Origin of the sequence: Pseudomonas sp. GM78, assembly GCF_000282475.1 — a bacterium.
GTDB lineage: Bacteria > Pseudomonadota > Gammaproteobacteria > Pseudomonadales > Pseudomonadaceae > Aquipseudomonas.
In genome coordinates this window covers 1-15,687 of sequence record NZ_AKJF01000084.1, presented here as the reverse complement: position 1 = coordinate 15,687, position 15,687 = coordinate 1, and the positions used below count along the sequence as shown (strand labels likewise).

Sequence of the window (15,687 nt, the reverse complement as noted above, 5' to 3'; positions counted from 1 at the left end):
CTACATTTGTTCACCGACCCATGTAGGAGCTGCCGCAGGCTGCGATCTTTTGATCCATCACGCACCAAGAACCCTGGCAAGAAACGGCGCCGTCCGGCTCTTTCTGCTCTTGGCCACTTTCCGCGGTTCCCCCGCCACCACAACCTTGCCCCCCTGATCCCCCGCCCCGGGTCCGATATCGATCACCCAGTCACTCTGCGCCACCACGCGCATTTCATGTTCGACGACGATCACCGTGTGCCCTGCCGTCACCAGGTTGTTCAACTGCTCGAGCAAGCGATCGACGTCTCGCGGGTGCAGGCCCGTGGTGGGTTCGTCGAGCACGTAGAGCGTCGCCCCGCGCGGGTTGCGTTGCAGTTCGGTGGCCAGCTTGATGCGCTGTGCTTCACCACCGGACAGCTCGGTCGCCGGTTGGCCAAGGCGCAGGTAACCCAGGCCGATATCACGCAGCACCTCCAGGGACCGGCGCACCGCCGCTTGTTCGGCGAACACCTCCACGGCCTGGTCCACGGTCAATTGCAGCACCTGGGCGATGGTCCGGCCCTGCCAGGTGATCGCCAGCGTCTCGGGGTTGTAGCGCGCGCCGTGGCAGGTCGGGCATGGCGCGTAGACGCTGGGCATGAACAACAATTCGACGCTGACAAAACCTTCCCCTTCACAGGTCGGGCAGCGGCCCTTGGCGACATTGAAGGAAAACTGCCCGGCGTCGTAGCCCGCCGCCTGCGCCTGAGGCGTTGCCCCGTAAAGCTTGCGCACATTGTCGAACAGCCCGGTGTAGGTCGCGAGGTTGGAACGCGGCGTACGGCCAATGGGCTTCTGATCGACCTGCACCAGCCGCTTGATCGACGCCAGCCCCGCCGTGACCTGTCCGCCACTGACGGTCGGCGCGTCATCTTCCAGGCTCAGCTCCTGCGGTTCACTGTCAGCACCCGGCCGCCCCAGATGCGCGCCGACCAGTTCCAGCAGCGCCTGGCTGACCAGGCTGGATTTACCCGAACCCGACACACCGGTCACTGCGGTGAAGCAGCCCAAGGGAAACTCGACACTGAGGTTGTCCAGGTTATTGCGCGTGACGCCTTCCAGGCGCAGCCAGTCGCTGGCCTTGCGCGGGCGGCGGGATTGGCTGAGGTGCTCGGCGAACAGGTAGGCGCGGGTCTGCGAATCCGTCACCTGTGCCAGCCCCGCCGGGGCACCGCTGTACAGTACCCGTCCGCCATGCTCGCCCGCCGCCGGGCCGACATCGATCAACCAGTCGGCGCGGCGCATGGTTTCCAGGTCGTGTTCGACCACGAACAAGGTATTGCCCGCCGCTTTCAAGCGTTGCAGGGCTTCGAACAACGCTTCACCGTCGGCCGGGTGCAAGCCGGCCGAGGGTTCGTCCAGCACGTAGATCACGCCGAACAACTGCGAGCCCAGTTGCGTCGCCAGGCGCAGGCGTTGCAACTCGCCGGACGACAGCGTCGGCGTGCTGCGTTCCAGGGCCAGGTAACCGAGGCCCAGGTCGGTCAGGGTGCTGACCCGCTCCAGCAAGTCCTGGGCAATGCGTTGCGCGGCGAGGCGTTTTTCCACCGAGAGATTTGGCGTGTGGCGCACATCGGGGGCGTTGGCGTGGCCACTGGCGCCGTGGGCCACGCGCTGTTCACGGGCCTGGCGGGTCTGCAGGTGGGTCAACACCTCGCCCGCCTCATCGCGCTCTTCACCTTCTTCCAAATAGTGTCGGGCCGCCACCGGCTTGAGGACTTCGGCGACTTGCAGCAATGGCATCTGCGACAGTTCGCCGATGTCGTAGCCGGCGAAGGTCACTGACAACGCTTCGTGCTTGAGGCGCTTGCCATTACACAACGGGCAAGGGCTGCCGAGCATGAAGCGCGAGACGCGTTTTTTCATCAGCGCACTTTGCGAATGGGTGAAGGTGTGCAGGATGTAGCGCCGTGCGCCGGTGAATGTGCCCTGGTAACTCGGCTCCATCTTGCGCTTGAGGGCGACGCGGGTTTCTTGAGGGGTGAGCCCGGCGTAGACCGGGACCGTCGGGGTTTCTTCGGTGAAGAGAATCCAGTTCCGCTGCTTTTTCGGCAGGTCACGCCAGGGCACATCGACGTCATAACCCAGGGTCACCAGGATGTCCCGCAGATTCTGCCCTTGCCAGGCCATGGGCCAGGAGGCGACCGCACGCTGGCGAATGGTCAGGCTCGGGTCCGGCACCATCAGCGCTTCGGTGACCTCGTACACCCGGCCCAGGCCATGGCATTGCGGGCACGCACCCTGGGGGGTGTTGGGGGAAAAGTCTTCGGCGTAGAGCATCGGCTGCCCCGCCGGGTAACTGCCGGCGCGCGAATACAGCATGCGGATCAGGCTCGAAAGGGTCGTCACGCTGCCCACCGAGGAGCGCGTGCTCGGCGTGCCCCGTTGTTGTTGCAAGGCCACCGCTGGCGGCAGGCCCTCGATGGAATCGACATCCGGCACGCCCACCTGATCGATCAAGCGCCGCGCATAAGGCGCCACCGATTCGAAATAGCGGCGCTGTGCTTCGGCATACAGGGTCGAAAACGCCAGGGACGACTTTCCTGAACCGGACACCCCGGTGAACACCACCAGGGCATCGCGGGGAATGTCGACATCGACGTTCTTGAGGTTGTGCTCCCGGGCGCCGCGCACCCTGACCATGCCTGAGGGAGGGTTGGCGGTTCGCTTGTCGGTCATGGGGCAGCCTTGACGGGAAGGTTCGAAGTGAGGATATGTCAGCCATTGAGCACGGTACGAATCATCCGGGTCAGCGCCTGCGGCCCATAGGGTTTGCTCAGCAAATGGGTATCCGGGCTCAGCTGATGGTTGCGCGAGATAATGTCACGGGTGTGGCCCGAGGTGAACAACACCGCCACCGGGGGATTCTGGACCTTGGCCCAGGCCGCCAGGTCCGAGCTTTTTATCAGGCCAGGCATGACCACGTCGGTGAAGATCAGGTCCACCGCCGCCCCCTCCAGCAACATCTGCATGGCAAGGTCGGCATTAGCGGCGGTGAGCACCTGATAGCCCTCTTCGCGCAGCAACTCCACGGTTGAAACGCGCACCGCCTCATTGTCCTCGACCACCAGGATCCGCTCATTCGCGCCCCGTTGTTGCACCTCGGCACGGGGTGTTTCACTGTCCACCGAGCGCAGGCTGCGCGGAAAATACATCTGCACCCGGGTACCCTGTCCAACCACGCTGGACATCTCGATATGTCCGCCACTCTGCTTGACGAAACCGAACACCATGCTCAAGCCCAGCCCCGTGCCATGGCCATCGGGCTTGGTGGTGAAAAACGGCTCGAAAGCCTGCCCCAGCACCTGCGGTGACATGCCCAGGCCGCTGTCCGACACCGTGACCCGCACGTAGTCACCGGCAACGATGCCCTTGCCCTGGCAGAATTCGCGGTCGAGGCTGATGTTATCGGCGCACAGCTCGATAGTGCCCTCGCCTTCCATGGCATCACGGGCATTGATCATCAGGTTGAGGATGGCGTTTTCCAGCTGATTGCGATCGACATAGACCGACCATGGGTCAGTGGGGGTGCTCATGTGAACCTGGAGGGTTTCCCCCAGCGCACGTTGCAACAGTTCGCCCAGGCCATCGAAAATCTGCTGCGGCGTGCAAATCGCCGGGGACAAGGGCTGGCGACGGGCAAACGCGAGCAATTGCGAGGACAGTTTTGCGCCGCGCTCAACCGCGGCAATGGACGCCGCGACCCGGCGCTGCACGTTGGCATTGTCCGGTTCATGACGGGCGAGCAAGTGCAAATTGCCGGCAATCACCTGCAGCAGATTATTGAAATCGTGGGCCACGCCGCCGGTCAGGCCGCCGATGGCCTCAAGCTTCTGGGACTGGCGCAGTTGCTCTTCAGCCGCCAGTCGCGCTTCGACTTCGTCGGCCACGCGCTGCTCCAGGTTGCGGGTGAACCTGAGCAAGGACTCTTCGGCGGTCTTGCGTTCGTGGATGTCGATCAGCACCCCGGGGAAACGAAAGGCCCGGCCCTGCTCATCGAACTCGCAGCAGCCGCTGGCGAGCACCCACAGGTAACTGCCGTCGGGACGCAGCACCCGGTATTCGGCGTTATACGGCGCGCCGGTCTCAATCGATTGCCTGACCTGCTCCTCGACCCAGCTGCGATCATCGGGATGGATATGGGCTTGTGCGAAATCCTGGGGCAAATTGTCCAGGCTTTGCCCGGGGGGAAAGGAAAACGTGCGGGCAAAGCGTTCATCGCCGCTGAGGGTATTGGCCTTGATGTCCCAAACGAACGAGCCGAGCAGCGCCCCGGCATTGAGGGCCAGGCGGACCCGCTCGTTGTCGGCGCGGTAGGCGTTTTCCGCCGCCTGGCGCAGACGTTCGGAAATCACGAATTCGGTGGTTTCGACCACCATCGCCATGACGCCGGCAGGATGCCCGTCATCATCGGCGACCGGGCTGTAGTAAAGGTCCAGCCAGACGTCCTCGGGCACTCCGTCGCGCAGCAACACCAACTCTTTGTTGCGGTAGGACAAGGTCCCGCCTGCCAGGCAGGTGTCGACCACATGCCGGTTGAATTCGGCGACTTCCGGCCAGCCCAGCTCCACCGCGCAACCCAACAGGTAAGGATGGCGCCCGCCGGCGAATATCGAATAGGCGTCGTTGTAGATCATGTAGCCGGCCCGGCCCCAGAGCATCACCATCGGCAAGGGTGAGGCAAGCATCAGCTGTACCGCACTGCGCAGGCTCCTGGACCAGTTTTCGAGGCGCCCAAGCTCGGTCGGGCTCCAGTCGAACGCACGAATGCGCCCGGCCATTTCGCCGTTCCAGCCGGCACATCCGTGGTTATCTTCTAGAAACTGCATCGACTGGCTCTGCGCCCCGGTAACTGCACCCGTTTGTTTCGAGCTTCGCGGATGGCAATGGTTTCATAGAGGTATAGCTGATTCTCGCGGTCCACTCTGATCGCCCCGAATCTGTGGCTGGCAAAATCCCTGTGGAACAGGGCTTGAACGGGTCTACAGAGGGGATCGCGGCCTTTGTTCATGTACGCGGCTTTCAGCCGGGAATACGCTGACTGTGATTCTCGGCCCATCGCAGGCACTTGCCAGAAGGTTGAAGGATCAGCGTGAGCTGGTTGAACAGGTGGATATCGGCGTACAAACCGAAGAAACGATTGAGCATCTCGCCGAACAGGCTGATGTCACCCTCGCCGGAAAAACCCTTGGCATCGAGCGTGACTTCGATGTCGACGCCGCGCAGCAGAAAGCCTTTTTCAAAACGCTGCTTCAGGTGGTGCCTGACCTCGACGATGGCCGCCAGACGCCGCCGGTTCAGTTCGTCCCCCGTCCAGTCATACAACGCCAGCGTGCCACGCAATACTTCGGCATTGTCGAGCATCGGCAGAAAGTTCGAGCCCAGGTGGCTGAGTATTCGCCAGTGGAATCGGTCGCGGTTCGGCGGGTAGCACGGCAATGTGGGTGCGCACAGATTGCGCACCTGCAAACCGATCTTTGAGGATTGCCCCGGTGTGTCGAGCAACGTGCTTTGCAATGCTTTGCGCGGGAGCTGTCCGTTTGTGCCGGTCAAGCGCAGCGACAGGTTCTGGTTGAGGCCCAGCTGGTCCTTGTCAAAACCGTCACCGCCGAGAATCAGCCACGTGTCATGCAGGCCATTGGCACCCCGTTTCAAGCGGGTATGGAAATAACGCTCGGGCATGTCATCACGCAACATGCCACCCTTGTGGCGAAAGCTGGTGAACGGTACGTAGTCCTGGTGCTCGCCATTCCACGACGCAGTGACCTGATCCACCGAATAAATTTCCGTATGACCGTCCTGCAAACGCATGGGACGAAGCAGGTAGTCGGTTTGTAGCGGCTGCAGCGCCAGCGGATCGGACTCCAGTGTAAACGCATTGATCACCGGCACCGCATGCAAGCGAATGTGCCCGGTGCTCAGGTTGAATGCTTGCGGCCACGGTTGGCGTAACACCACGTCCAGTTCGAACCAGAGATCGCCCGGCTTGATACTCAAATGCTCCAGCCCACACAGGGTGACGAACATGAACTTCTCGCGGAAGGTGAAATACTCCAGCAACAGCTGATAGCCGCTGAAGGCGCTGTCGCCCTTGGGCCACAATCGATCGTCATCGGCAAACCCCTTTGGCGAAAAATAACCCTCCAGCACAGAGCGGCCCGCCTGCTCAGGCAGGCGCACATACAAGGCCTGAGCGTTGAGGGTCAGTGCCTGGTGTAGCGCGCTGGCCAGCGGTGCGTCGGCATTCAGGTACAGCGGCAGGCGACTCAGGTCAATCTCGCTCCAGGGGCTCATGGCCCCGCGGGCGAAGCGCAGGCGTAGCACTGAACGCCCGTCCGGCTCATGGGCCAGACGCACAGACTCCAGGGCGAGTGGCCGCAGTGTCAGGTCCTGGGTGGTGGTGTATCGACAACGGGTGCGCTGCGCACCGATGGGCTGCGACAGCACTTCGAAGCCAGTGCCGATCAACTCGGTGCGCTTCATCTGCGCAAGCTCCGGTGCCAGCTCGACGATACAGAGCGAGGGAATGGTGCGCAGGTAATGCGGCCACAACAGACTGACCAGGCCTTCAGTCAGCTCCGGCAGGTCATCGTCGAGCTTTTCGCGCAATCGCCCCATCAGGAAGGCAAAGCCCTCGAACAGGCGTTCCACATACGGATCACGTGCGCCCTGCTTGTCCAGATTCAGTTGCGCCGCCCGGTCTGGAAAGGCCTCGGCAAACTCCTGGCCGGCCTCACGCAGGTAGCGCATCTCGGCGTCGAAATAACGCAGTGTCAGATTTTCATTGTTCAAAGAAAGACTCCTGATGAATGACGTTTAACCGCAGAACACGACGGCGCGTACCGAAGGGCGTCGCGCTCGCCGATGCATCGGGCAAACAATTTGCGCACACTCATTTTTTCAACCTCTTGTTTTGTGCCACCTCCTCCCCTTCACCCAGGAAGATCTGCATCGGCAATTTAAAGCCGCGCAGCTTGAGCAACGCCATCGGCCCCGCCCCCAGTTCGGTGCGCAGGTACCAGGTCAGGCCGATGCCGTCGGGCGCCTTGAGCACCACACGAAAACGGCTGTCGCCGTCGTCCAGTGGCGTGACTTGGGCCTGCTCCAGGAGGCGGATCAGGCCCCAGGTGCCCGGGTAGTCGCCAAACAGCCGTTCGTTGGCCCGCACGCTGGTCCAGGTCAGGCTCGCGCCGGGGTACTGGCGGCGGCCCGGCCAGTTGAAGCGCTGCCAGCTTTCCTTCTGGTTGAAGTACTCGTGTTTCTCGCCGTTGAGGGTGAAGGTGGTTTGCACCACGTCGCTCACCGGTTTGCCTTGCAGCTCGAAGCTCAGGCCCATGCCGCCGTCGGTGAACAGCACGTCGGCCAGGTGGCTGAGCTGGTTGATCGCCGTGAGGAACTGCGGGTTGAAGCGCAGGCCCTGGCTGTGTGGCGTGTCGACCACCCAGCGGCTGCCTTCCTTGCGCAGCAAGCCGCCCAGTTCGCGCTGCAGGAACTGCTCGAGGCGCCCGGAGTCGGCACGGATCATCTGCCCGAGCATCGGCAGCGAGGCGTCGCTGGCGGTGGCCGCGAAGGGATAACGACCGGTGAACGCCTGCTGCCAGTCGCTGACGATCGCCCGTTGCCACTGGCGGTTAAGGCTGCTGGCCGAGGGTTGCAGGACGCCCTGCCAGGCCTGCTCCAGCGGCTGCACGAACAGGGTCTGGCCGATACCGCCCCACTCCGCGCCGAGGCTGGCGGCGAGCTGGCTGCCGTAGGCGCGGGTGTCGGTGAGGTCGATGCTCTTGCCCTGGAACACCGTCTGCGCCAGGGTCTGGGTCATGTCCTGCGGGTCGGCGGCGTGGTTCACCTGTTGCAGGGTCAGGCGCGTGCGCGTGACTTGGTTGAGGAACGCCTGCAGGCTCAGGCGCTCGCGCTCGTCCTGGCCTTCCGGGGTTTTGCCGAGCAGCGCCAGCAGCGGGCCAAAGGTGGCGTCCAGGGGGCTTTGGGGGCCCTGCTGCGTCTGCTCGACCATCGGCCCCGGGGCCTGGGCGATCAGCTTTTGCGCCGAGCTGATCAGCGAGTCGGCCAACGCCTGGGTGCGTGTGCCGGCCTGCCCCTGGTAGGCCAGGGTGTTCATCAGCGCGATCAGCGGCGACTGGCGCACGTCGCTCATCAGGGTCAACTGGTCGATCACCTCGCCCAGGCTGTTGGCCGGCTGCCAGCGCAGGCGGTTGAGAAACTTCAGCCAGGCGCTGGCGTAGTCCTGGAAGTAGCGCCGGGTCAGGCGTTCACGCAGCATGTCCGGCGTCAGCTCGGCGGCGATGTCGCCCGGCCGGTCGCTGAGCACCCAGTCGATTTCCTCGCGCCGCGCCTCGGCGATGGCCTCGATCGCCGGACGCACCTGGCCCTCCCAGGCCTGGCGGGTAAACACCCCGGGCACGCTGGCTTGGCTGACGAACAGCGCCCGCGCCTCGGTGTCGCCGACCATCTGCGCCAGGCTCAACGCCGGGTAATGATTGGCCGAAGCGTCGAGCACCTGGCGGTACAGGCTGGCTTCGGCATTGCGCTGACCCAACTGGCCGAGCAGCAGCTGACGAACCTGGGCCACCAGCTTCGGGTCGGCCACGCTGCGCCAGTCCGGATGCGCCGCCAGTTGCTCGCCATAGAACTGCCAGAGCATCGGCGACAGGCCGTGCCACAGCCCCGACGAGACACCGCCGGCGCTCGGCTCGAGCGGGCCCAAAGTCTTGACTAGAAAACCCGCATCGGCTTTTTCCGGGCGCGCCAGCATCAGGTAGGCCTTGAGTTGTTCGTAGGCCTGCGGCGCGCGTTTGAGCCGTTCGGGGCTGTCGGCGGGCAAGCGGATCAGGGCGCCGAGCTGCTGTTGCAGGCTGGCCACCGCCGGGTCGCGCAGCAGGCGCTGGTTGGCCTCGACGTAGGCGGGCCAGAGCATTTGCAGGAGTTCTGGATTCTTGTTCAGGCCGAAGCGCTGGTACCAGGGGGTGCCGTGGGTGGCGCGGTAGTCCAGGCGGCCCAGTTCGCGGGTCAGCTCGTTGAGGGCGAGGAATTGTTCGTCGCGGATGGAGGATTGTTGCAAGGTTGCCAGTGACGTTTGCACCTGGGTGATGTGTGCGCGGTTGCTGACGAAGGACAGCAGCATGCCGGCGCCCCAGGCCAGTGCCAGGGCGAGCATCAGGGCCTGCGCGATGCGGGTCGCGGGCCAGCCGAGGCGACAGGCGTGTGACTTTTTATCGCCGAGTACGCCCTGCCATACCGGCGCTATCGACCAGAAGTGACTGCGGTTATTGGGATCCGGTGACACCTCCGGTAACGGCAGGCTGAACCACAACCCGCGCACCGGCATGCTCCCGGCCAACTCGCCGAGCAACGGCGCCAGCGCCTGCCGCCAGCGGGCGATGCCCTCGACCTGCAGATCGCGGGACTGGCGCAGCAAAAAGTCATGCGGCATGTGCTCGCGCATCTGCTCCAGACCCTCCTGCCGCAAGGGCTCGAGCAATTGCTCCAGGCGACTCTCCAACTCGACAACTGTGAAACCGTCTGGCAACGCGCAACCCACCGCCTGCGTCTGTCGCGAGTGCTGCGGCCACCCAGTGTCGCAGACCTGCCAAAGGTGCAGCGGCAACTGCCAATGCAGCGCCCGCGCCAGATCGCACAGGCGCCGCACGTTTTCGCCGAGCGCTGCGGCGTCAGTGGTCTGTTCCTTGTTCAGGACCCAGACCACGCCATCGAAGGGACGCCAGCGGCTCAAACCCTGCCATTGGCTGAACAGGGTTGGCACCTTCACGCTACCGCCGAAGAGCAGCACGGTGTCCTGTGCATGCAGGAACTGCTGGGTGGTCAGGCCCGGGGCGATGGCTTCGATCTGCTCGGGTTCGCCGACGACCAGGAGCAGGCGAACTTTGAAGCGCCAGAAGGGGCCGTAGTATTTATTGAGATACACGTGAGCCACCCGGACCTGCTGCGCGCTCGGAGCTTTCGGACTCTCAGTAGGCGGTGGCTCGGGCACGTCATCCGACGCCTCTGCGCGATGCACCGAATGCACCACACGGCGCCACAGCAGTCGGTAGGTTCCCAAGACCAACACCGCGATAAAAGTGAACGCTGGTACCGCCAACAACCAGGTGTTTTGCCGGTCACTGCCAGACCCCATCCCCAGCCACTGAGGAAAATACCAGACCATGAGCTCCACGAGCACGCCGGTCAGGAATAACAGGCCGACCACTACATCCGGCCCTGGATAGCGTCGAAACTGCATTCAAGACTCCTTCGTCGAAAGCGGCAGGACGGGCATCAGCACCGTGCTCCACAGCCCCGCATCGACGGCGCTGTCACCACTGAAAATGAACTGCGGCCCAGCGCCGCGCTGAATGTTTTGTGTCGCGGCTGCGATTGCCAGCCATGGTGAAGGGGTACCGGGGTGTCCCAACAAGGCATCCAGGTCGATCAAGCCCTGATTGCGCTTTACCGGCATTTGCACTTCAGCCAGAACGGTGCTTATTGCCGCCTGGTGTTGCGCATCGATTCCCGCGCACCAGGCGTGCTCGATCGACTGGGCATCCAGCGGGACCCAATCCAGCGCATGGCGAGAGGCATACAACAGTGCATCAGGGTTGAGCGCTCGCGCCTGCTCCGGACGGTGAAGGTAGGCCATCGGCGGTAACGTGGTTTGCGTCAAACGGTTGCCCAACAGTAGCCCGACGGCCGCTTCTGCCGTGCCTTCAGGCTGTAGCGGCGCGAACTGCAATGCCACCACCAGCAGTAACGCCTGATCATCAATGCGCTGGTCGAGCCACTGGTCCAGTGCAGCTAACCCTTGCCCTTCGACCGGCACCGCTGACTGTCGGATGCCGGAGGCGTTCCACGCCCTTTGCCATGCCGGACGCCACTGACTCTGCGGCAGACCGCTCTCAACCTCCAGCAACAATGCCAACGGTTTTTCGTCCGGCAGGTGTATCAGCGTCTGCGCCAGCTCAGTGAGGACCTGGCTAAAGACACCGAGCAACACTTTTTCCAGATTTTCATACTTTGCACCAGATAAGCGACTATGACGCACGACGGATTCTTCCATCCGGGTCGGTTGGGCCGTCAATGCCTTCGTCCCGCTCAGCAAGGCATCGAGTTGCGCGCTCCCCTCTTCCCCCGGCTTTCGCAGGGCAGTGAACAGACTTGCGCTCAATACTTGCTGGGAGCGCCGACCTCGACGCATTTTGCGGCGTAAATCCTCATCGCAGGCTTCGTCCCAGCCCTCGGCCGCGCCGTGTTGACCGCTGTACAACAGCAGCCGCCCGAACAGCAGCACACACCAAAGGAGAAGCGGTAAGCCCAAAGCTCGCTGCCAGTCATCAATGGATTGCTGATGCAACGGTTCAGCGCCGAACAATAACGTTTCACCCACACCCAATAGCAAAAGCAGAGACAGTAAACATGCCCAGAACCAGATACGAGGGGGCGCGGGACGCGGGGCCGGAGAAGAGAGTTGATCCAGTCTGACAGGCATGGTTATTTCGGACTCGCTTCAGGTCGTAACGACAAAAAAGAATTTTCAGAAACAGCACAAGACTCTTCATCGAGACGTTTCTTTTCTTTACAGGAGAGGCGTTCCGCCAAGTCTTTGACAAACACTACTTCGCAGGAGAAAACAGTCTCACCAATGGGCTGAAGCGGGGTAACGCCAACTTCCAAAACAAGCCTCCCATCTTTAAAGGTTCCGCTTTTAAATTCTACAGCCGTATAGCCATCTTCAAATTTCTCCCCATCTATAGAACAGATATCGTTCTCACTCGACACCTTTCCCCTACCCCCAGGAGCCAAGTTTTGAATAATGAGACAAGGCTCTCCGGACAAAACCAGAAACCTTACAAATAACTCTCCCACATCCCCCGCTCCCGCCAAAATTACTCGTTCATAGTCATGCTCCTTAGCCTCGACCACACCAATCGAACACAATATCAGGACAAGAAAAACTGACACATTCATCTACAGGTACTCCGCACGACGTTTAAACCTATCATCGGGAACACTCCCCCAGTAACTCCTATTAGAAATGATGCTTTTAACCATCCCTACATCGTTATCCAAAAAAGGCTTTTGAATAAAAGACCTCGAATACGGGGTGTAGTCACCTCTGTAGATCAGGTCAATTACAACATCCTGCACCTTACCGCTCACTGCCCCCCAGTTCAGCACACCAAAATCCGCCTTGTTAACACTTGAACTCGAAATACGAATTACTTCTTTCTTCATATAATCGTAAACCGGCAAAAACAATCGATACTGTTGCCACCTGGTAATTTTGAGCTTTCGTATATCAACCGGAGCATTGGCGACATAATTCTTAGCGGCGACCCCCGAAAGGCCTTTAGCACCAATAAGCCAAGATCGTAGAGGCTCCTCAACGCCTGCATCACTAAGATCTTTTCCAGGATTAGGTCGTTGACCAAGATCGTAACCTCGTCCAATTGTTACGCCAGACACACCTCCAGGCCAGTGAGCAACCCTACTGAAGTATCTAAACAAAGGATTCAATTCATCTTCAATGTCGTTCCCTTCAGCATCAAATGTCAGTTGACCATTGGGCACCGTTAACCAACTTAAATCGTTTTCATCAATATCTGTGGCAAAACTCCCCATCAACCCAATCGGATGAAAGTGATAAGCCGTCCCCCACGACGGCAACCCCACCTTCTCCGCCACCTCTTCCCACCAACTGTGCTCCTTGATCCGCTGCTTCTCCGCCAGCCAGTTCAAGTTCGGCGTCGAGCCGCTATGGCCGAGCATTTCATCCAGCACATCCCATACATGCGCCCGATGAAACCACTCGCTTTCCTTGCGGATGACCATTTGCGCGATCGCTTGCGCCTGCGCCGGAAACCTGAGCGCCGCTTGCAGTGCTTCGGCGGTGATCTGACCGACGCGGTTGGGGTCGATGATGTCGAACAAGCGGCTCCTGATCGGCCCCTGCTCCTCGTCGTCGGCCAAGGATTGGTAGTGTTCCAGTTGTGCTTTGCTGAAGCGGCGCATGCCGCGCATAAACGAGGCCATGGCGTGGATGGGCCGGCCATAGTCGTGCAGAACCGCGTAGCCTTCCCAATCCCAGGGACTGACCCACGGTGTGAGCCCCACGTCTTCGCGCACCCAGCCGTTGAGCAGGTTGCCGTCGGCGTCATGCAGCAGGCCTGCGAGGCGATACCAGTTGAGGGCCCTTCTATCCGGCGTGGCAGGCACGGCAATCTTGTCCTCGGCGGGAAGGCGCTCAAGCAGGCTTTTGGGGATCAACAGGTCGGCAGTGCTCAGCGGGTCGTTCGCGCTCGGTACCGGCCAGCGTGTGGCACTCGCGCCGTCGCGATGCGCCATTACGGCGGTGCCCGCGGCCAGTTTCAGCCAGATCCGCTCACGGGCCGGCAGGCGCTGGGCCCAGGCGCGACTGGCCGTAATGAAGACTTCCACGTCTTGTTCGCTGAACGTTTCCAGGTGCAGCTTTTTTTCCGCTCGTTCCGCCCCTTCACTCTGATAATCGCCGACGTGGCCTATCAGCGCGCCGGCCTGGATCGCGACGGGGGTGTCGAGGACCACGGTCCGGTCCGTCGCCAGCGGTTCCAGCACGCTTTGCAGCGCGGCGAACTGTACCCACTGCGTGACCCGTTCCAGTTTGCGAAATTCGCCTTCACCGCTGACGTTGACGATCGTGCCTTTGGGTAATTCGCTGATTTCCTCGCTGTGCAGGCTCGCTTCCGGGCGCACCTTGAGTGCACCTCTAGCTGTTTCGATGCGATGCTGGCCGTCCACCACCGACTGCAGGAACCGGGACGCGAGGTAACCGCGTAACGAGCCATCGGCGTTGCTCAGGCTGGCCGGGCCCAGGCGATTTTCCAGGCGGCGGTACTCGCCGTCGCCGCTGATGATCACCTCGGCGCCGCGGGGCAAGAAATCAGCGACCTTGTCGGAGCGGGGGCGGTAGTAAACGTACACGCCGCGTTGTTCGGAATCGTCAGGATGCGGATCGTTCGCTGTGGCCTTGACCCGGTGCACTTCGCCCCAGAACCCCGGACACGCCAGAGCCGGATCTTCTTCATACTTCACCCAATCCTGCAGGTGCATGTACAGGCTGTAGAAGATCAGGCTCGGCGGCTTATCAGTGCTGTTCGGGAGCGTCGGCAGCTGCAGGCGGTGGCGCACCAGCACGAAGTTGCGCGAGAAGGGATTCTGGACCGTCAGCTTGTGGGCGTAGTAGGTGGTCTTCGGCGATTCGCGGTCGATGCGGTAAGCCACCACTTCACCGTCGGCCAGGCAGTGCACGTCGAATTGCTGCTTCAGGCCCGCAGCGGTGCCGCTGTCAAAATGCACGCCGCCGTGCCACAGGCCATTGCGGCCCAGAGGGTAGTAACCGGCGGTGGCGTTGGCCAGATGGGTTAGTTGCTGCAACGGGTCACGTTTATCCTTGAACGGGTGGCACCAGTTTTTCAGCGGTGGCAAGCGGTCGGCTTTCGAATTCGCCGCTGGGCGGGAGGGCTGGGTATCGCGCGTTGGCCAGACCGGGGGCATGGCACTGGGAGTGCTTGAGTCGTAGTGGCGTCCAAAAATCCAGTCGAGCAGCTTTGCCATGGTGTGTCGCTCCAGGTTTGCGAAAGAATCAGCCAGAGAAATCCGTAGGTTCCGGGGACTGGACAAGGTGTTCGGACCGTTGCGCTAGCGCCGGCATTTGCCGGGCCTGCCCGCCAGGTCCCTTGAACTCGTGATGTGCGGCCTTGACCAGGTGATCGCCAGAGGTGCCGGATTCGATGCCGCCTACATCGAGGTTGAGATAGCTGCCGCCACCATTGAGGGCGATTTTCTTTTTCGCGGTGATGCAGATTTCGTCTTCGGTGCTGGTGATCGACAGCCCGTGACGAGCCAGCAGTTCCAGGCTGTCGTTTTGCGCCTGCACGCTCACCGGCCCCTGGTTGGCAATCAGCTTGATCCCCAGCTTGCGCACGAACAGGCTCAGCCCCCGGCCGACGCCGATGAACAGGCGCTTGACCACGCTGAGGTCGGCCGCGCCGCCGGCGTTGAGCATCAGGTTTTCCTGCGCCGCCAATTGCAGATGCTGACCGCTGCTCAAGGCGATGCCTTGGGGCGCGCTGAGCAGGATTACCTGGGCCTGGAGTGCTTCGATCCGTTCGCTCAAAAAGGCGAGTTGCGCCTGCACATCGGCAGGTTCGGCGTGGGCCGCCTGGGCGTCGCTGGACAGGCCTTGCAATTGCTCGCCAGCCTGTTGCAAACGGCCCAGCGCGGCTTGCATGTCCAGCATCTGCCCCTGGGCCTTGGCTTGTTCATCGGCGCTGACAAACAATCCTTTGCCTGCACGGAGGGCGCCGTGTCCATCACTCCTCAGCTCAAACCCTTCCCCCCGCTTCTGTTTCTTGGCATCCACCAGATGCCCCAGGTTCAACTGACTCTTGCCGCCATATTCCGTGCTGAGCTTGACGTGCTCTTGCCCCCGCAGGTCTTCCATGCGCAGCTTGTTATTCGCCGGCGTGCGCAGCACGTTGCGGGTGTGGTCGCGATTGCGCAGGGTCACGTGGTCCGGGTGTTCACTGTCGTGCAGAGCGTGGGCGATGTAGGGGCGGTCCGGGTCGCCCTGTTCGAAGGCCACCGCGACTTCGGTGCCGGCCAGCATCGGCAGGTGCA

The 15,687-nt window shown here is 61.9% G+C and carries 8 protein-coding genes; all 8 read right to left on the bottom strand.

Going from position 1 to position 15,687, the window contains the following annotated elements; translation table 11 throughout:
* Positions 1-57 precede the first annotated feature (57 nt).
* Positions 58-2,700, bottom strand: a complete 2,643-nt coding sequence (locus tag PMI35_RS17435) for an excinuclease ABC subunit UvrA (protein WP_008059207.1) — start codon at positions 2,698-2,700, stop codon at positions 58-60.
* Between the two features lie 38 nt (positions 2,701-2,738).
* A complete protein-coding gene (locus PMI35_RS17440; protein WP_008059206.1) occupies positions 2,739-4,850 on the bottom strand; it encodes a hybrid sensor histidine kinase/response regulator in 2,112 nt (703 codons plus the stop codon).
* A gap of 193 nt (positions 4,851-5,043) precedes the next feature.
* Positions 5,044-6,813, bottom strand: a complete 1,770-nt coding sequence (gene tssF / locus PMI35_RS17445) for a type VI secretion system baseplate subunit TssF (protein ID WP_008059205.1) — start codon at positions 6,811-6,813, stop codon at positions 5,044-5,046.
* 100 nt (positions 6,814-6,913) lie between these two features.
* Positions 6,914-10,276: an ImcF-related family protein gene (locus PMI35_RS17450; RefSeq protein ID WP_008059204.1), complete on the bottom strand. Its 3,363-nt coding sequence runs from the start codon at positions 10,274-10,276 to the stop codon at positions 6,914-6,916.
* A complete protein-coding gene (locus PMI35_RS17455; protein WP_008059203.1) occupies positions 10,277-11,518 on the bottom strand; it encodes a hypothetical protein in 1,242 nt (413 codons plus the stop codon).
* Between the two features lie 2 nt (positions 11,519-11,520).
* Entirely contained in the window at positions 11,521-11,997 is a 477-nt protein-coding gene (locus tag PMI35_RS17460) for a hypothetical protein (RefSeq protein ID WP_008059202.1), read from the bottom strand.
* Entirely contained in the window at positions 11,998-14,622 is a 2,625-nt protein-coding gene (locus tag PMI35_RS17465) for a hypothetical protein (RefSeq protein WP_008059200.1), read from the bottom strand.
* A 28-nt stretch (positions 14,623-14,650) separates the two neighbouring features.
* On the bottom strand, positions 14,651-15,687 hold a 1,037-nt coding region (locus tag PMI35_RS17470; protein ID WP_008059197.1), incomplete at its 5' end, for a DUF2345 domain-containing protein.

Coding starts and splice junctions, on each gene's coding strand:
- PMI35_RS17435 (WP_008059207.1), bottom strand. CDS start 2,700: ATGACCGACAAGCGAACCGCCAACCCTCCCTCAGGCATGGTCAGGGTG.
- PMI35_RS17440 (WP_008059206.1), bottom strand. CDS start 4,850: ATGCAGTTTCTAGAAGATAACCACGGATGTGCCGGCTGGAACGGCGAA.
- PMI35_RS17450 (WP_008059204.1), bottom strand. CDS start 10,276: ATGCAGTTTCGACGCTATCCAGGGCCGGATGTAGTGGTCGGCCTGTTA.
- PMI35_RS17455 (WP_008059203.1), bottom strand. CDS start 11,518: ATGCCTGTCAGACTGGATCAACTCTCTTCTCCGGCCCCGCGTCCCGCG.
- PMI35_RS17460 (WP_008059202.1), bottom strand. CDS start 11,997: ATGAATGTGTCAGTTTTTCTTGTCCTGATATTGTGTTCGATTGGTGTG.
- PMI35_RS17465 (WP_008059200.1), bottom strand. CDS start 14,622: ATGGCAAAGCTGCTCGACTGGATTTTTGGACGCCACTACGACTCAAGC.